Source organism: Methanocaldococcus bathoardescens, from assembly GCF_000739065.1.
Lineage (GTDB): Archaea > AGJL01 > Methanococci > Methanococcales > Methanocaldococcaceae > Methanocaldococcus > Methanocaldococcus bathoardescens.
Genome location: NZ_CP009149.1, coordinates 767,321 through 784,812 on the forward strand (window position 1 = coordinate 767,321; position 17,492 = coordinate 784,812).

General features: G+C 30.7%; 12 protein-coding genes, 2 tRNA genes and 2 CRISPR repeat arrays. Of the genes, 8 read left to right on the top strand and 6 right to left on the bottom strand.

The genetic code is table 11. The features are described from left to right. Positions 1-56: 56 nt before the first annotated feature. A complete protein-coding gene (gene glyA, locus JH146_RS03885) occupies positions 57-1,346 on the top strand; it encodes a bifunctional serine hydroxymethyltransferase/L-allo-threonine aldolase (protein WP_048201774.1) in 1,290 nt (429 codons plus the stop codon). Between the two features lie 617 nt (positions 1,347-1,963). Continuing rightward, positions 1,964-2,956: a CRISPR direct-repeat array (repeat unit 30 nt; unit sequence GTTAAAATCAGACCGTTTCGGTATGGAAAC). 130 nt (positions 2,957-3,086) lie between these two features. Here the strand turns inward: glyA and JH146_RS03890 are convergent. Continuing rightward, complete coding sequence (locus tag JH146_RS03890) at positions 3,087-4,277, bottom strand: preprotein translocase subunit SecD (protein ID WP_048201775.1); 1,191 nt, start codon at positions 4,275-4,277, stop codon at positions 3,087-3,089. A 91-nt stretch (positions 4,278-4,368) separates the two neighbouring features. Here JH146_RS03890 and JH146_RS03895 point away from each other — a divergent pair, with 91 nt between their 5' ends. Both JH146_RS03895 and JH146_RS03900 read left to right on the top strand, forming a co-directional pair. Continuing rightward, the gene (locus JH146_RS03895) at positions 4,369-4,635 is read left to right on the top strand and encodes a SemiSWEET transporter (protein ID WP_048201776.1); all 267 of its coding nucleotides are present in this window, start codon (positions 4,369-4,371) and stop codon (positions 4,633-4,635) included. Then, positions 4,632-5,390, top strand: coding sequence for a bifunctional fructose-bisphosphatase/inositol-phosphate phosphatase (locus JH146_RS03900; RefSeq protein ID WP_048201777.1), 759 nt, complete (start codon positions 4,632-4,634; stop codon positions 5,388-5,390). Before JH146_RS03895 ends, JH146_RS03900 begins: the two co-directional genes overlap by 4 nt. Positions 5,391-5,401: 11 nt before the next feature. On the opposite strand, the gene pyk is transcribed toward JH146_RS03900, so the two are convergent. Together pyk and JH146_RS03910 are read right to left on the bottom strand one after the other, a co-directional pair. Further along, entirely contained in the window at positions 5,402-6,733 is a 1,332-nt protein-coding gene (gene pyk / locus JH146_RS03905; RefSeq protein WP_048201778.1) for a pyruvate kinase, read from the bottom strand. Further along, the gene (locus JH146_RS03910; protein WP_048201779.1) at positions 6,733-8,316 is read right to left on the bottom strand and encodes a dihydropteroate synthase-like protein; all 1,584 of its coding nucleotides are present in this window, start codon (positions 8,314-8,316) and stop codon (positions 6,733-6,735) included. Before JH146_RS03910 ends, pyk begins: the two co-directional genes overlap by 1 nt. 109 nt (positions 8,317-8,425) lie before the next feature. Between JH146_RS03910 and JH146_RS03915 the strand changes: the two genes are divergently transcribed. Next, positions 8,426-9,130, top strand: coding sequence for a proteasome assembly chaperone family protein (locus tag JH146_RS03915; RefSeq protein ID WP_048201780.1), 705 nt, complete (start codon positions 8,426-8,428; stop codon positions 9,128-9,130). 124 nt (positions 9,131-9,254) lie between these two features. Continuing rightward, the gene (locus tag JH146_RS03920) at positions 9,255-9,599 is read left to right on the top strand and encodes a DUF473 domain-containing protein (protein WP_048201781.1); all 345 of its coding nucleotides are present in this window, start codon (positions 9,255-9,257) and stop codon (positions 9,597-9,599) included. Positions 9,600-10,549: 950 nt separating this feature from the next. Here the strand turns inward: JH146_RS03920 and JH146_RS03930 are convergent. The 3 genes from JH146_RS03930 to JH146_RS03940 all read right to left on the bottom strand — a co-directional run bounded on the left by JH146_RS03930 (position 10,550) and on the right by JH146_RS03940 (position 14,041). Then, positions 10,550-12,502 carry an IGHMBP2 family helicase gene (locus JH146_RS03930; protein WP_048201783.1) on the bottom strand — a complete coding sequence of 651 codons (1,953 nt, stop codon included), beginning with the start codon at positions 12,500-12,502 and terminating at the stop codon, positions 10,550-10,552. 13 nt (positions 12,503-12,515) lie between these two features. Further along, the gene (locus tag JH146_RS03935) at positions 12,516-13,817 is read right to left on the bottom strand and encodes a radical SAM protein (protein WP_048201784.1); all 1,302 of its coding nucleotides are present in this window, start codon (positions 13,815-13,817) and stop codon (positions 12,516-12,518) included. 136 nt (positions 13,818-13,953) lie between these two features. Then, positions 13,954-14,041 (bottom strand) — tRNA-Leu (locus JH146_RS03940). A 91-nt stretch (positions 14,042-14,132) separates the two neighbouring features. On the opposite strand from JH146_RS03940, the gene JH146_RS03945 reads away from it, so the two are divergent. The 3 genes from JH146_RS03945 to JH146_RS03955 all read left to right on the top strand — a co-directional run bounded on the left by JH146_RS03945 (position 14,133) and on the right by JH146_RS03955 (position 16,351). Then, positions 14,133-14,244, top strand: a tRNA-Met gene (locus JH146_RS03945). Between the two features lie 104 nt (positions 14,245-14,348). Continuing rightward, positions 14,349-14,900 carry a UbiX family flavin prenyltransferase gene (locus tag JH146_RS03950; RefSeq protein WP_048201785.1) on the top strand — a complete coding sequence of 184 codons (552 nt, stop codon included), beginning with the start codon at positions 14,349-14,351 and terminating at the stop codon, positions 14,898-14,900. Between the two features lie 95 nt (positions 14,901-14,995). Continuing rightward, positions 14,996-16,351 (top strand): signal recognition particle protein Srp54, encoded by a 1,356-nt coding sequence (locus JH146_RS03955; protein ID WP_048201786.1) that lies wholly within the window; start codon positions 14,996-14,998, stop codon positions 16,349-16,351. A 398-nt stretch (positions 16,352-16,749) separates the two neighbouring features. Then, a CRISPR array of direct repeats spans positions 16,750-17,189; the repeat unit is 30 nt; unit sequence GTTAAAATCAGACCGATTCGGTATGGAAAC. Positions 17,190-17,492 lie beyond the last annotated feature (303 nt).

Genomic DNA, 17,492 nt, shown 5'->3' on the forward strand with positions numbered 1-17,492 from the left:
GCAATACTACAAAAGTATTACTCATCAACATTAGAAAATAACAGGAGGGATAAGTAATGAAATATTCAGATGTTCCAAAATTTATTAGAGATGTTTCCATAAAGCAGCATGAGTGGATGAGAGAGAGTATAAAATTGATTGCAAGTGAAAATATAACAAGTTTAGCTGTTAGAGAAGCATGTGCAACTGATTTCATGCACAGATATGCTGAAGGATTGCCAGGAAAGAGATTATATCAAGGATGTAAATACATAGATGAAGTTGAAACACTCTGTATAGAATTAGCTAAAGAATTATTTAAGGCAGAGCATGCAAACGTTCAACCAACAAGTGGAGTTGTTGCTAACTTAGCTGTTTTCTTTGCTGAAACAAAGCCAGGGGATAAATTAATGGCTCTAAGTGTTCCAGATGGAGGGCATATAAGCCACTGGAAAGTTAGTGCTGCTGGAATTAGGGGGTTGAAAGTTATAAACCATCCATTTGACCCAGAAGAGATGAATATAGACCCAGACGCTATGGTTAAAAAAATCTTAGAAGAGAAGCCAAAGTTAATATTGTTTGGAGGTTCTTTATTCCCATTCCCTCATCCAGTAGCTGATGCTTATGAAGCTGCTCAAGAAGTTGGGGCTAAAATTGCCTATGATGGAGCTCACGTTCTTGGTTTAATAGCTGGAAAGCAATTCCAAGACCCATTAAGAGAAGGAGCTGAGTATTTAATGGGAAGTACTCACAAGACATTCTTTGGTCCTCAAGGGGGGGTTATCTTAACTACAAAAGAAAATGCTAATAAGATAGATACTCACGTATTCCCGGGAGTTGTTAGTAATCATCACTTGCATCACAAAGCTGGTTTAGCTATTGCTTTAGCTGAGATGTTAGAGTTTGGAGAAGATTATGCTAAACAAGTAATTAAGAATGCAAAGGCATTAGCTCAAGCATTGTATGAGAGAGGATTTAATGTCTTATGTGAGCATAAGGACTTTACAGAAAGCCATCAAGTAATTATTGATATAGAGAGCTCTCCAGACATAGAATTTTCAGCAAGTGAGTTAGCTAAGATGTATGAAGAGGCAAATATTATTTTAAATAAAAACTTATTACCATGGGATGATGTCAATAATTCAGATAATCCAAGCGGTATTAGATTAGGAACACAAGAATGTACAAGATTAGGAATGAAAGAGAAAGAGATGGAAGAAATAGCTGAGTTTATGAAAAGAATAGCCATTGATAAAGAAAAACCAGAAAAAGTTAAAGAGGATGTTATAGAATTTGCTAAAGAATACAGCACTATCCATTACAGCTTTGATAATGGAGAAGGGTTTAAGTATTTAAGATTCTACTAAACCATAGGGCTTCGCCCTATCGGTATGAACCTTTTAGTAAAAGTTGAACAAATCCTACGGATTTGTAGCCAGAAAGCAGAGCTTTCTGCTTCACCAAAATCTAACACCTCCTCGCTTACGCTCGGAGGTGTAACTTAGAATTGCTGGGGTATTCCAATAGGGCGAAGCCCTATGGTTGCGGATACCCCAATCCATTAAGTTGGGGCTTTCAGCCCCAATTAATGTCTTTTATATTTAAATATTCAAATGACATTTATCTCGTGAAAATTCTTTTCTTTTTAAAATAAAGATTTTTAAGAGCTTATTTTTTAATTTTAAAGATTTTTAGAGAATTTCAAAGGGCAGTTTATTTTGATAATTTTAAGTATTTGAATGTATTAAGCTATAGAGATTCTTAAAAGATTTTAGTTAATTACTTTCAAATCAAAATTTCCCCAATAAATATTTGTATTTATAAAATTTTAAAACTTTCTAAAATAGAAAATTAGAAAATACACTTAAATTAAAAACTTCGAGGGTTTATAAATAAAAGGGGTTATTAACCCCTCGAAAATTATGGTATGAAAAAGCTTAAATATTAGAAGAGATAATATACGAAATGAGCAAAATATTGCCCTGTTAAAATCAGACCGTTTCGGTATGGAAACTGCATAAAATTTAGCTTGTTCTAAATAATCTAATTCGTTAAAGTTAAAATCAGACCGTTTCGGTATGGAAACATCGGTTAGGTAGGTTGTGGTAGGTAGTAACCGAAAGTTAAAATCAGACCGTTTCGGTATGGAAACAATGATATCAACGTATTAATTCAAGAAACAAATAGGGTTAAAATCAGACCGTTTCGGTATGGAAACAAGGATGAGATTGAAGAAACTGATGAAATGAAACCGGTTAAAATCAGACCGTTTCGGTATGGAAACTATTAGAAAATAACACAATAGTTGACTGGAAAACTTCTAAATATTCGTTAAAATCAGACCGTTTCGGTATGGAAACAATGATCCAAATTTGGTTATTGGAAGATTAGCGTTAAAATCAGACCGTTTCGGTATGGAAACGCCACTATCGGTTGGATATTTTTTGTATTTGTGTTAAAATCAGACCGTTTCGGTATGGAAACCATTTTGATTTTACTTCAATTGATTTTACAATTTTACATTTATCTATAGTTAAAATCAGACCGTTTCGGTATGGAAACAATTTGTCATTATCAATCATAGTAAAAATATTTTTATAATAGTTAAAATCAGACCGTTTCGGTATGGAAACGCGGGTGCGTTTTCCACAGTTGCAAAGAAAAAAGTAAGTTAAAATCAGACCGTTACGGTATGGAAACACACTACTGAACATATTTTGTAATCCTGTTAAATATCCCGCAGTTAAAATCAGACCGTTACGGTATGGAAACTACTCTCTCACCTCACTTGTTTTTTTTAAGATTATGTTTTAGTTAAAATCAGACCGTTACGGTATGGAAACGATTGGGTGCTTATTTTAGTTGTAGTTATTTTAGTTGTGTTAAAATCAGACCGTTACGGTATGGAAACAAAAAGTTATAATGTTTGGATAAAGGTGGAAAAATGGTTAAAATCAGACCGTTTCGGTGTAAAAACATAATTTTAAAATAAAAAATAAAAATAGGAAAGTACCCAATAAACAGGGATTTGCTCCTCTATGGATTAATAAAAAGAAAAAAAGATTTTTTAATTCTCTTTTTAAATTAAATAATAAAAAAGAGTTTATTTAGAATTTCTTAAACATTTCTTCTACAATTCTTGCAAATGCAGGTCTTGTTACAAATATCCCTATTAAAACCCCTGCTATTGTGGTTATTGCAAACCCTTTCAACATCCCTACACCGAGCACAAATAAAGGTAGCATAGCAGCTATAGAAGTAGCCGCTGAAGCAAATATTATAAAGAAAGCTCTTTTAATGCTTGCTCTTATTTTTCCAGCACCTCTTTTTAACGCTTCATCAGTTATAACAATTTGATTATCAACTCCTGTCCCCACAGCTGCTATAATCCCTGCTATTGAAGGTAAATCTAACTTCCAATCTATTAAAGATGCAAATCCTAATATAATAATAATCTCTGATAGACATGTTATTAGAATTGGAATAGCTATCTTTGGCTGTTTGTATCTTACACTAACAATTATTCCAACAGCTATAAATGCCAATATTAAGGCAATAACAGTCCCTTTTAAGAACTCTTTACCAAACTCTGATGAAACTGCATAGGTATATTCAATATCTAATTTTACAGGTAATGCCCCTGACTTTAGAGCTGAGTATATAGCCATTGCTTCATCAATCTCATCTTTGGTTGGAGGATAACTACCAACTGTAATAACCTGTTTTGGATGAGGCCTTCCATCTGCCAAATCTGGAGATAAGACAGGGGCTGAGATTAACTTTCCATCCATATACAGCTCAACTTTGTGATATGCCTTATCTTTAGCAACTTCAGCAAACTTTTTAGCCCCCTCTAATGTTAATTCAAAAGGAACTCCATAAGCCCATCCATCTCCTTGTGGAATTTTTGTTGGTGGTTCAACGAGCTTAACATCTTTTCCAGTGTAAGCTGTTACATTATCAATCTTCGCTTCAAAAACCCCTTGATGTTCTAAAACTTTAATTATTCTCTCAGTGTCAGAGCTATTAGGAATCATAACAATAATTTCATCATTTCCTCTTGGATATACTGTTATATCACTTAAACCATTTGCATTTAACCTTTTCTCAATAATATCTACTGTTAATTGTAGCTCTTCATCAGTCATTGGCTTCTCTGCCTTTAAAACAATAACTGTTCCTCCGCTTAAATCAATTCCATAATCAATTCCTTTAAATACTATTAGAAATACAGATACGGTAAGAAATATAATCAAAGTCAGTATCTTTTTATCTTTTAGTAGCTTTGGTATATCCATTTATCCCACCTATATCTATATAAGTTGTTAGAGATTTTAAAAATCTATTCTTTTAAATTTAAAATTTACAATATTTCTAATGGTGATTAATATGGATTTTGATGTAACTATTATCGGATATATCGCTGGAACTTTAACAACCTTTGCTTCTCTTCCTCAATTAATAAAGTCATTGAAAGAGAAGGATATGAGTAATATCTCATTAGCTTTTGTTATAACATTTACAACTGGATTGACACTTTGGTTGATATATGGAATATTAAGGAATGATTACCCAATAATAGTATTTAACATTTTATCTTTAATGTTTTGGATACCAATAACATATCTAAAAATAAAGGATGAGATGAGAAAATGAAATGGGACGAGATTGGGAAAAATATAGTAAAAGAGATTGAAAAAGAAATCTTACCATATTTTGGTAGAAAAGATAAATCCTATGTTGTTGGAAGGTCACCGAGTGGAGATGAAACAGAAATTTTTGACAAAATAAGTGAAGATATTGCCTTAAAATATTTAAAACCATTGAATGTTAATATTGTGAGTGAAGAGTTGGGAATTATTGATAATGATAGCGAATGGACTGTAGTAATAGACCCAATAGATGGTTCTTTTAATTTTATAAATGGAATTCCATTTTTTGCATTTTGCTTTGGAGTATTTAAAAATAATAAGCCATATTATGGCTTAACCTATGAATTTTTAACTAAAAGCTTTTATGAAGCCTACAAAGGGAAAGGAGCTTATTTAAATGGAAAAAAGATTAAAGTTAAAGACTTCAACCAAAAAGATATAACTATAAGCTACTATCCAAACAAAAAAATGGATTTGGAAAAATTAAGAAATGAAGTTAAAAGAGTGAGAATATTTGGAGCTTTTGGTTTAGAAATGTGTTATGTGGCTAAAGGAACTTTAGATGCTGTTTTTGATGTAAGACCTAAGGTTAGGGCTGTTGATATTGCCTCATCATATATAATCTGCAAAGAGGCAGGAGCTTTAATAACAGATGAAAATGGAAGAGAGCTGAAATTTGAGCTAAATGCAACAGATAGATTAAATATCATTGTAGCAAACAGTAAAGAAATGTTGGATATAATTTTGGACTTATTATAAATATTATATTTTTAGATACTCTCAACTTTTATAGTGTTGGTTTTCTTTTGACCTATTGGATGACCTAATGTGACTAAGTAAATCCCCTTTCCAATTTCTTTCTTAGCTATTTCTCTACAGGCGTTGATTATACTCTCCATATCATCAAATTCTTTCATTAAACAGCTTTCAACTCCCCAAACTAATCTCAACCTTTTTAAAGTTTTTATATTTGGCGTTGGAGCTATTATTCTACTATTTATTCTTAATTTAGATATTAACTTAGCAGTTCTTCCAGAATACGTTGGAGTTATAATTAATTTAGTATATAGTTTCTTGTATAGTTCATAAACAGCATAAACTAAACCCTCATCAATACTCTCAACCTCTAAACAAACCATATCACCAAATTCCTCATAATATTTATCTGCCACTTCAGCAACCTTATTTAACACTTTTATTGCCTCTATTGGATATTTCCCAACAGTTGTTTCGTTAGAAAGCATTAAACAGTCAGTTCCATCGTATATGGCATTAGCTATGTCTGTAACCTCAGCTCTCGTTGGAAATGGATTATTTATCATAGAATCCAATATTTGTGTAGCTGTTATTGATAAAATTCCATATCTATTAGCTATTCTCAATATATTCTTTTGTTCAATTGGTATATTTTCTATTGGAACCTCTACACCCAAATCCCCTCTCGCTACCATCACTCCATCACTTTCCTTAGCAATTCCTTTTATATTTTTTAATCCCTCCTTAGTTTCTATTTTTGATATTACCTCACAATCTCCCTTGTATTCAGATATAATATCCTTCAATTCCTTAACATCATTTTTATCCCTAACAAATGATAGGGCAATATATTCAAAGTCCTTTTCTACAGCGAATTTTATATTTTTTAAGTCAGTTTCATCAATTATTGGCAGTTCTATCCTTGTATCTGGAAGATTAACTCCCATTCCCTCTTTAATCTCTCCACCAACTTCTACAACTGCGATAATTTTATCATTTTTTTCTATAACCTTTAGCTTAATTTTTCCATCGTTGATTAAAATAAAATGTCCTTCTTCAATTGTGTCTATGGAGTAGTTGAGCTTTATATCTTCTCCAATAACAACTCTCTCCCCCACTTTCAATAGCTTATCTTTTAATCTAACTTCTTTAATCCTAATCTTTATCCCCTTCAAATCCATAACTTTGGCAATGTTATTTTTTTCCAATATATCCAAAAATTTTTCACAATAATCTGTTGTAGCATGAGACATATTAAATCTAACTCCATCTATTAAATTTATTGCCTCACTTAATCTCTTTTCTAAGGACGGGCCTAAAGTTACCAAAATTTTAGTTTTTCTCATTATTCCCACCAAAATTCATTGTAGAACAAATCAAAGTCCTGATTGTATTTTTTTCCTATTTTTAGAGCTATCTCTGCCTTAGCTAATTCTCTACCAAAATAAGCTGCATGGTCTAATTTCTTTATCAAATTTAACCTTATCGCGGTTTCATAAATTTCTTTTGGTTTCTTTCCTCTAATAATTAAAACTGGTTCTCTTCTTTTATTAAAGTATATTGCCACAATTTCTTTATTTTTCCTATCAATCTCTATCTTAAAACTTCCTTCATCCAATATTTGCCTCTCATCTTCTTCAGCTTTAATTATTGGGACGTTATAACTATTGAAAGTAATTTCCTCTTCAAATCTTTTATCCTTATAATTTATCAAATTGTAGCCAACATCTTTTGGCAAAGAATTTCTTTTTTTAGCCAAAAACATCATCTTTGAGGCAATCTTTAACTCTTTTATTGAAAATTTGCATTTAGCACTTGCTTCTGGAGTAAATAATATGTTGGCATTAATCTCAGCCCCAATTGCTGCCAATAAGGCATTGACTCCATTACTATCAGCATCAAAAAGCTCTGTAACATTTCCAACGCCAAAAAATAGTGGCAATTTATATCTTTTTTTAAATTCTCTACATGCAATAACGCTCTCTATAAAACTACATCCAGCATTGTTTATTGGCTCTAATATTGGGTCAGCAACTATCTTTTCAATTCCAGCGTCCAATAATCTCTTTATATTCTCCTCTAAGGATTTAATCTTTCCTTCAATTGTTTCTGGAATGTAGTTTGTTTTATAATTTGTTGGCAATACAACAACTGCTGTTTCTGAATCTTTCAAATAAGGAATTAGCTCATCTAAATTCCCAGCATCAACACTCAAAATCATATCTGCCCCTAAATTTACTGCCTCAATTAATTCTTTTGTGTTTAAAGTATCTACGCTAATTGGGTTGTCAGTTAAATCCCTCGCTATTTTTAACATATCTTTAATTTTATCTGCATTATTTTCATTGCTAACCATTCCCAAATCAATCATATCTGCCCCACTTTCTAAGTAATATATTATTTTCTCCTCCAACTCTTTCTCTTTTAGCCATGGGGCATGGACTATCTCTCCCAAAACTCTCATTGGAAATTTATCCCCAACCTTTAACTTGCCTATCTCTATATCTCCTTCCCCTAATTCTTGCTCCTCCGCTTTTTTAATCTCCTCCTCGCATCTCTTTTTAATAATTTCTAATAACTGTAAATCGGCATATTCTTTAGTGGATAACTTTATTTTATCTAAATTTTCAATTAGTATTGGAATATCAGAAGCTTCTCTCGTAGATTTAAAGCATTTTATTCCAGTTTCTTCTTCAACCTTCTTTAAATCATGCCTTATCAATCCAGTCACTAAAACAAAATCGTAAATATCCTTTAATTTTTTTCCAAATTTGTTTTCTAATTTTTTAATTTCTTTAATTATTAGATTTGGTGTTAAAAAAGCTGCTACTGAAATATCTGCCACATGCACATCCACAAAACTGTATTTTTCCACAGCTTTTTTAACTTTCTTTTCAGCCAATTTTCCAGTTATTATTAGAATTTTCATAATCTCCCCCATAAACTCTCATAAGTAATACAAAATGAAAACTATAAATGTAATTAAATTAAAATATAATTTTATGAAATTTTATATTTAGCTAAATTTGGTGGATAGTATGAAGTTTGTTGAAAAAGCAAAAATAGAGTTTGAGCAACCAATAATTGTTGAAGCATTTCCTGGGACTGGGTTAGTTGGTAGTATTGCTGCCTATCAAATAATAAAGGAACTCAACTTAAAATATTTTGGATACTTTGAGATAGATGGGATTGCCCCACTAACAACTATTGAGAAAGGAATCCCATATCCCCCAGTTAGGGCGTATGCAAACGAAAATTTGATTATTTTATTTTCAGATGTGATAATTCCTCCACTTAAGATTAATGGATTGGCTGAGTTTATAGTCAAAACCTTTTCAGACAAAAATCCTAAGTTATTTGTTTCCCTTGGGGGAATAGTAGCAGGAAAATCAGAAAAAGTATTTGGAATAGCCAATAGAGAAGAATTAATAGAGAACCTAAAAAATTATGTTGAAATATTTGATTTTGGGGTTGTAGGGGGAATAAGTGGAAATTTACTGATAAAATGTCAAGATAATGGGTTTGATGCCATTGGCTTGTTAGCTGAAACTGTTGGGGTTAGACCAGACCCAAGAGGGGGAGCCAACCTATTAGAGGTTCTGAATAAAATGTTCGACCTAAATATAAGTGTCGAAGGACTAATTAAAGAAGCTGAAGCTATTGAAAACAAACTTAAAGAATTGGCAGAACAGCATTTAAAGATGATGTCAAAGAGTAGAAAGGAATATCCAATGTATATTTAACCCCATAGGGCTCCGCCCTATTGGTATACCCGGGATGCATTGCCTCGCTTACGCTCGGCAATGCCTCTTAAGTTTATATGGTTTGATACTGCTAAAACTTTCGAATGGATATTTTGGTGGTATTATGAAAGTATATGGATTATTTGGGATTAGTGAAAATGCAATAAATGATTTTATTGAAAATCATGTTAAAACTTTCACTATAATCAATGCATTAAATTTAGAAACCGTTAAAAATCTAAAAGAAGGAGATTTGGTTTTTATAACATCAACACTTAGAGAAGATTTAAGAATAGGTACTGAAGGGATTTTAGGAAGAGTTATTAATGTCTCCTTAGTCCCACAACTAATAAATGGATTTGAAGAAAAGGAAATTATGGCTGGAAGGGTTCAATTGGAAATGTTAGGATTTGCTAAATGTGTTAAATATGAATCTATCCATGTAGAGATAACATTTAGAATGTATTAATTTTTTATTTATTTAAATCCTTTATATTAAATGGTTATATTTTGGTGATAACATAAGCTTCAATAATATTAAAATTTTCATAAAGGACTATATAAAAGAGCCAATATTATATCCACTTAAAGATATTAAAAGCATGTTTATTGGAGCTGTTGTGCTGTTTTTATGCTTAATAATGCAAATTATAAGCATGTTGATATTTTCTACTGAATATCCTGACAGTTTATTTCAATCAATTATATTATTTTTAACATCTATACCTTTCTCTATTTTAATATATGGTTATGTTGGATTGGTTATAAAAAATATATTGAATAATAACAACTCTCTTCCAAGTTGGAAGAATTTGAAGTCAATAATTTTAATGGGATTTAAGATTAATGCAATCTTGTTATTTGTATTATTAGCAATTTTTATGTTTTATTTTCTTAAAAGTTATTCAATATTTGACGCCCTGGGGGATATATTATATATACTATGGATTTTTTATTATCCGATGAGTTGTTACAATATCACCATAGCATTAATGTCCATTATGTATGTTATTTTTTGTCCTTCTATTTACTCATTGGCTTTAATTTTGGTAATTCCAATAGCTCTTCTGTTAATTTTAAATTTCATATCAAATGGGATTAAAAATATTTTAAATTTAGGCACTGTTAAAAAATTCCTATGTTTAGAATATTTTAAAGTTTTATTTGTCATCTTTATTTATTTTCTAATCTCAAATCTTATGTATGTGATTTATGCATACATAACTATAACTGATTTTAACCTTAGTTTTGCACTACAACGTTATTTTATATTTTCAGATTTGTCGTTAGAAAGCTTAATCTTAATATTTATTAGAAAATTCATACAATTTTATTTCCTTGTAGTTATTGGAAAAACTCTGGGAAATTATGCTAAAAAACACAAATAATAACATAGAAACTCATTTTATAATTTTTAAACTATTTAAGGCATTTATAACTCTCTTCAACTGACTTTGCCCACTTTATCATTTCATCATATACTTTATCCTGCTTTAACAAATTCTCATTACCTATTAAAACTAACTTCCTCTTAGCTCTTGTTATTGCAACATTCAATCTTCTCAAATCTTTTAAAAATCCAAAGTTTTTTGTTCTAACGAATGAGATAACTATAGCCTCATTTTCTCTACCTTGGAATCCATCTACTGTATTAACTTCCACATCTATATTGTGCTCTTCAAACAATCTCCTCAAATATCTAACTTGAGCATCGTAAGGAGTTATAACATTTGTTGGTATCTTATATTTTACAAGTTTTTTAACTATCTCCAAAACCTTCTCTGCCTCCTCTATATTATAATAAGATGGGGATTCTTTATCCTTCCTCTCAACCCCATCAATATGTATAAACTGAACTGGAATTTCATTTATAATATCTCTATCAACTTCATCAATCTCTTCCTCTTTAACTAAATCTAATAAGGTTATGTTTTTAACGCTCTCATCTGCCTTCAATTTATTGTCATAGAACATTCTATTTGGGAATTCCATAATTTTTTCATTCATCCTATACTGAATCTCCAATATTGAAGAAAATTCTGGATATTTTTTAATTAATCTCTCAAATAATGTTTTCTTTAACTCTTCATTCTCACTCAACACTGTTGGGGGTAATTGCTTGTGGTCTCCAGCCATAATTAGCTTTTTTCCTTTAACAATTGGGATTAAGCAAGATGGTTCCATAGCCTGGCTTCCCTCATCAATAACAACCACATCAAACTCCCATCCTTTTAAGATTTCAGAACCTGCCATTGAATTTGTTGCTACAATGACATCTGCCTCACTTAAAATCTCATTCATGATTTTTTCGGTTATTTCATCTAAATTATTAATGATTTTTTTAATCTTTTTATTTCTTATAATCCACTCTGCCATACTAATGATTTTTTCTTTTGGAATTCCTCTATAATCTCTTCTTTTTTTAGCTACTTTTAAAATCTGTTCATCGCTCATTCCTCTTCTCCATCTTGGTGATGGCTTTAAAAATTTATCTCTCTGCTCTTTAATCTCTTTAATTTTTTCTTTTAGAGATAAAATTTCCTGATATTTCTCATGATTCTCAATTAAATATGGAAGAGAATGCTGTATTAAGTCCTTTGAAATCCTTGTTGGATGCCCTACTCTAACAACTTTTAAATCAGGATATTTTTTAATTAGATATTCTAAGATGTTATCTGCCGCTATATTTGAATCAGCAGTTGCTAAAACCTTATGTTTGTTAAATCTAACTTCTTGAACAATAACTTCTGTTATAGTTCTTGTCTTTCCAGTTCCTGGGGGTCCGTGAATTAAATACAAATCCCTACTTAAAACTGCTTTTTTAACAGCCATTTTTTGAGATTCATTTAAGCTCTTATCATAAAATTCTAATTCAATATCTTCTCTCAAAGGTTTTTCTGGATGTTCAATGCCCAATATTATATAAGCTAATTTATCCCTCTTTCTTGCAAATTCTCTTAAAGCTTCTTTCATTCTTTTAAATGTTATGTCATTAACGTATAAATCAACTCTTACTCTTTCTTTATAAACCCATTTTGGGACATCTACATCAAAAGCCACGTCTATAAAGTTTTTTCCCACATAAATGACGTTGGCATATAAATCACTCTGCAATGGGTTTTCTTTACTAATTAAAACAACGTCTCCTGGTGAAATTTCTGTTTTAAACGGCTTCTTTCTCCCAAATCTTACAATGGTGCAACCTAAACTCTCTCCTAAAAATTTCCCTTTTAAATTTAAAATTGCCCTTCCAACATTCTCCCTCTTCTTTCCCAATTTAATAATCTCATTTTTATGAAAATCCATCTCACATCTTCTTTCAATCTCAATCAAATCCATAAATTTCTTTACGTATAAATCAACTAAATTCAAGCTATCACCACTTTTAAACCAATTCTGCCACCATTATATTGTCTTTATTCCTTAAAATTCTCACTTTAACTGTCTTCCCTATTAGATTTTGTTCATTATTGCAGTTGATTATCTGAATAACCCTATCCTTAGCAACTCCCAAAACTTCTCCTTTAACTCTACCATCTAAAACTACTTTTACTTTTGTTATTTCTCCAACTTTGAATGGATAAGGTAATCTTTTCCTCTTATGCGTTCCAAAATCCTTTGGTGAAGTTATGAGCTTAACCTCTATACCTTTCTTCTTATATTCCAACTCATATTTCCTTAACAAATCATAAAACTTCTCAAAATCCCAAACCTTCATTTTTTTAGATCTTCTACCTAATTGATAAACTCTACATAATTGACATCCTAAAATAGGGTCTTTTTTTCCTGTTAGAGGGTTTATAATGTTTTGCTCAACCCTTAAATCTAAATCAATAGCATAATCAATAACTTTCTTAAATTCCTCATCATTTATGTTTGGTAATAAAAGAGGAGCTATAAGCAGATGAATCTTAGAGTTTTTTATATATTCAGCAATATCTAAAATCTTCTCAATGTTGTAATCTCTTCTTCCAGAGAGCATTTTAGCCATTCTTTCATCTAAGGCATTGATGGATAAGTTTATTCTATGTAATCCAGCCTCTTCCAACTCATCTATTAGTTTATAATCTAAAACTGTCCCATTACTTTGCATAGAGACAATGCCTTTACCTTTTTTATTTATCTCAGCTAATTCTTGAACCAAGTCAACTAATGGATAATAGAGAGCTGGCTCTCCCTGTCCATCTAAATGTGCCTCTAAGAATTTATTTTCTTTAAAATCAACAATCTTCTTGTAATTCTCAATTAAATACTCCAAATCTACATAGTAATCATTTTTTCTTGTTTTAGAAAACTCTCCTTCATCTACAGAGCAAAAAATACAATTTAAATTACAACCACAATGCCCTCTAACTTGTATAATGTTTCTACCTCTCTCAATTAAACCAAAGGCAGTATGCCCAATCAAAGGAATCGGCTCATTTATGTAGATAGTTTTCCTTTTTGTTATTTTACTCTTTAAATTGTTGGCTATGCTGTAAGAGATTAAGTTTAAAATCCCAACCTTTATATTTTCAGCCCTTTTTGGATGAGCATTAATTTTTATTATTGAACCATCAATTTCAACTTCTTCATAGGGAATTTCCACTTCAACTTCATAAATTTTATTTATTTCAAGGATTAAAGTGTTATCTTTGTTTTTAACATCTGTTATCATCCTATATTGTGATAAATCTAAATATGCCATAGTCCCACACAATATTTAAATATTTACATTAATTAAAATAATGTGAATAATCTTATTAGAGGAATGTTTAATTATTCAAAATTTTTGTAGTTAGTGCAATTAAATTTATTTATAAAGCAAAAAATAGCTCAAGAAATGGTGCGGGGGACGGGATTTGAACCCGCGAACCCCTACGGGACCAGACCCTCAATCTGGCGCCTTTGACCTGGCTTGGCGACCCCCGCCCTTACAGGCAAATGTTATTTATAAACCTCCCTATATAAAACTTACGCCGAAAAGTATATATAGGTGTTTTTGATTATTAAGGTATTGCGTGCCGAGGTGGCTTAGCTGGTTATAGCGCCCGGCTCATACGGACTTCCCAGGCGTAATGCCTGGGTCCTGGGAAACCGGGAGGTCGAGGGTTCGAATCCCTCCCTCGGCACCATTTTTATTTAGACATTTACATTCATATATTTAGATTTATAAATTAACTATTTTTAAATAGTTATGGCTTTAATCTACTATTTAAACAAGTGCTATGGTGAATTTATGAAGATTATCGTTTGTATAACTGGGGCTAGTGGAGTTATCTATGCAAAAAGATTATTAGAGGTTTTAAAAGATAAAGCTGAAGTTAATCTAATTATCTCAAATTCAGCTAAAAAAATAATTAAAGAGGAACTTAACATTGATTGGAAAGAATTAAAAAAATTAGCATCAAACTATTATGAAAATGATAACTTCTTTTCCCCAATAGCATCTGGCTCAAATAAATTTGATGCTGTTATAGTTGTGCCTTGCTCAATGAAAACGCTCTCATCTATAGCTAATGGATACTCAGCAAATTTAATAGTTAGAGTTTGCGATATTGCTTTAAAGGAGAGAAGAAAATTAATAATTATGCCAAGAGAAATGCCATTAAATAGCATACATTTAGAGAATATGCTTAAATTATCAAATTTAGGAGCAATAATAATGCCACCAATTCCAGCTTTTTACCACAAACCAAAGAGTATTGATGATATAATTAATTTTGTTGTAGGAAGAGTTTTAGATATTTTAGGGATAGAAAATAACTTATTTAAAAGATGGGGATTTTAAGGCAAAATTCTGAAATTTTCAAAAACAATAAAATTTTTAATTGAGTCAATACAATAATTTTTATTAAGTGCTGTAGAGTTTAATCTGGTGATACTATGCTCGATAAATTAGGAGAAAACTTAAACAAAGCTTTAAATAAATTAAAAGCTGCTGCATTTGTTGATAAAAAATTAATAAAAGAAGTTATAAAAGACATTCAAAGGGCTTTAATACAGGCGGATGTTAATGTAAAATTAGTTTTGAAGATGAGTAAAGAGATAGAGAGAAGAGCTTTAGAAGAAGAAACACCAAAGGGATTATCTAAGAAAGAACATATTATAAAAATTGTTTATGAAGAATTAGTTAAGTTGTTAGGAGAGGAAGCAAAAAAATTAGAGTTAAGCCCAAAAAAACAAAATGTTATTTTGTTGGTAGGGATTCAGGGGAGTGGAAAAACTACTACTGCAGCAAAATTAGCAAGATATATCCAAAAAAGAGGACTAAAACCTGCTTTAATTGCAGCAGATACTTATAGACCTGCTGCTTATGAGCAGTTAAAACAGTTAGCTGAAAGAATCCATGTGCCGTTATATGGTGATGAGACAAGAACAAAATCTCCAATAGAGATTGTTAAAGAAGGAATGGAGAAATTTAAGAAGGCGGATGTTTTGATTATAGATACTGCTGGAAGACATAAAGAGGAAAAAGGTTTATTAGAGGAAATGAAACAAATTAAAGAGATAACAAATCCTGACGAAATTATTTTAGTTATAGATGGGACTATAGGACAACAAGCTGGAATTCAAGCTAAAGCGTTTAAAGAGGCAGTTGGAGAGATTGGGAGTATAATAGTTACAAAGTTGGATGGTTCTGCTAAAGGGGGAGGGGCTTTAAGTGCAGTTGCTGAAACAAAAGCACCTATAAAGTTTATTGGTATTGGAGAAGGGATAGATGATTTAGAACCATTTGACCCTAAAAAGTTTATATCTCGATTATTGGGAATGGGAGATTTAGATAGCTTATTAGAAAAAGCTGAAGATATGGTTGATGAAAAAACAGAAGAGAGCATAGATGCAATAATGAGAGGGAAATTTACCTTAAATGAATTGATGACTCAATTAGAAGCCATTGAAAACATGGGTTCAATGAAAAAAATCCTGAGTATGATTCCTGGATTTGGAGGGGCGATGCCTAAAGAGCTTTCCCATTTAACTGAAGCAAAAATAAAGAAATATAAAGTAATTATAAGCTCAATGACTAAGGAAGAGAGAGAAAATCCAAAAATTATTAAAGCCTCAAGAATTAGAAGAATTGCAAGAGGTTCTGGAACAACAGAAAATGAGGTTAGAGAGGTTTTAAGATACTATGAAACTACAAAAAATGCTATAGATAAGTTGAGAAAAGGTAAAATGCTAAGAATTGGAGGTCCATTGGGGCAAATATTGAGGCAGTTAATGTATAAAGATATTTAAGATGTCATTTTATATTTAAATATTTAAATTACATTTATCTCGTGGAAAGTTTTTTATTTTTAATTTAAAGCTTTTTAAGGGATTATTTTTCAATTTTAAGAATTTTTATCAAATTTCTAAGGTCAGTTTATTTTGAAGATTTTAAGTATTTAAATTTATTAAATTATCTTTTTTTCTAAGAAATTAAAAATAAACATTCTTATTTTTAAATTTCCCTAATAATTAGAAAGTTTTTAAAAATCCATAAAATTTATATATGGTTAAGATGAAAATAAACCTTAGATTAAAAACTTCAAAGGTTTATAAATAAAAGATGAAACCTACCCTTCGACAAATATGTTGTAGAAAAGCTTAAATATTATGAGAGATAATTAAATTATGTCTGAAATAATTGCCCTGTTAAAATCAGACCGATTCGGTATGGAAACAAAATTAAAATGCCAAAAGTTGCAACACAATTAGCAAAAGAGTTAAAATCAGACCGATTCGGTATGGAAACGATATTAATTTATCACTTCCAGACATCTTTAAGAAAGTTAAAATCAGACCGATTCGGTATGGAAACAAAAATCAAAGACATCGAATACAAAATTAATCTCATGTTAAAATCAGACCGATTCGGTATGGAAACGAATAATAATCCTTATCAAAAATGTATATCCCTCTTAGTTAAAATCAGACCGATTCGGTATGGAAACCATTATCAACCTTTATAACTGCAAAAAGTAATTTTTGTTTATGGTTAAAATCAGACCGATTCGGTATGGAAACATTTTTTTAATTTTTGTCTCGTTTAGTATTTTTTGGAGTTAAAATCAGACCGAATCGGTATGGAAACTACAACTCCCTTAATAATTTTTGTTTCTTTTTTAAGAGATAGTTAAAATCAGACCTCTTAGAGGATGAAAATAAACTCTTTTTAAAAATAAAAAATAGAACATATCAATAGGAGCTAACATCATATAGAAGAAGAAAATCTTATTTTTAAAGCATAAAATAAAGCATTTCTAAAAATATCTATTCTTTTGAATCTATTTTGTCATACTGATGATTTAATTTTTAATACTTTAAAACTTTAAAATTTTTATATGTCCTTTTATATACTCTAAAGATTACCCAAAAATAGGCAGAGGTTATGATT

Coding starts and splice junctions, on each gene's coding strand:
- glyA (WP_048201774.1), top strand. CDS start 57: ATGAAATATTCAGATGTTCCAAAATTTATTAGAGATGTTTCCATAAAG.
- JH146_RS03890 (WP_048201775.1), bottom strand. CDS start 4,277: ATGGATATACCAAAGCTACTAAAAGATAAAAAGATACTGACTTTGATT.
- JH146_RS03895 (WP_048201776.1), top strand. CDS start 4,369: ATGGATTTTGATGTAACTATTATCGGATATATCGCTGGAACTTTAACA.
- JH146_RS03900 (WP_048201777.1), top strand. CDS start 4,632: ATGAAATGGGACGAGATTGGGAAAAATATAGTAAAAGAGATTGAAAAA.
- pyk (WP_048201778.1), bottom strand. CDS start 6,733: ATGAGAAAAACTAAAATTTTGGTAACTTTAGGCCCGTCCTTAGAAAAG.
- JH146_RS03910 (WP_048201779.1), bottom strand. CDS start 8,316: ATGAAAATTCTAATAATAACTGGAAAATTGGCTGAAAAGAAAGTTAAA.
- JH146_RS03915 (WP_048201780.1), top strand. CDS start 8,426: ATGAAGTTTGTTGAAAAAGCAAAAATAGAGTTTGAGCAACCAATAATT.
- JH146_RS03920 (WP_048201781.1), top strand. CDS start 9,255: ATGAAAGTATATGGATTATTTGGGATTAGTGAAAATGCAATAAATGAT.
- JH146_RS03935 (WP_048201784.1), bottom strand. CDS start 13,817: ATGGCATATTTAGATTTATCACAATATAGGATGATAACAGATGTTAAA.
- JH146_RS03950 (WP_048201785.1), top strand. CDS start 14,349: ATGAAGATTATCGTTTGTATAACTGGGGCTAGTGGAGTTATCTATGCA.
- JH146_RS03955 (WP_048201786.1), top strand. CDS start 14,996: ATGCTCGATAAATTAGGAGAAAACTTAAACAAAGCTTTAAATAAATTA.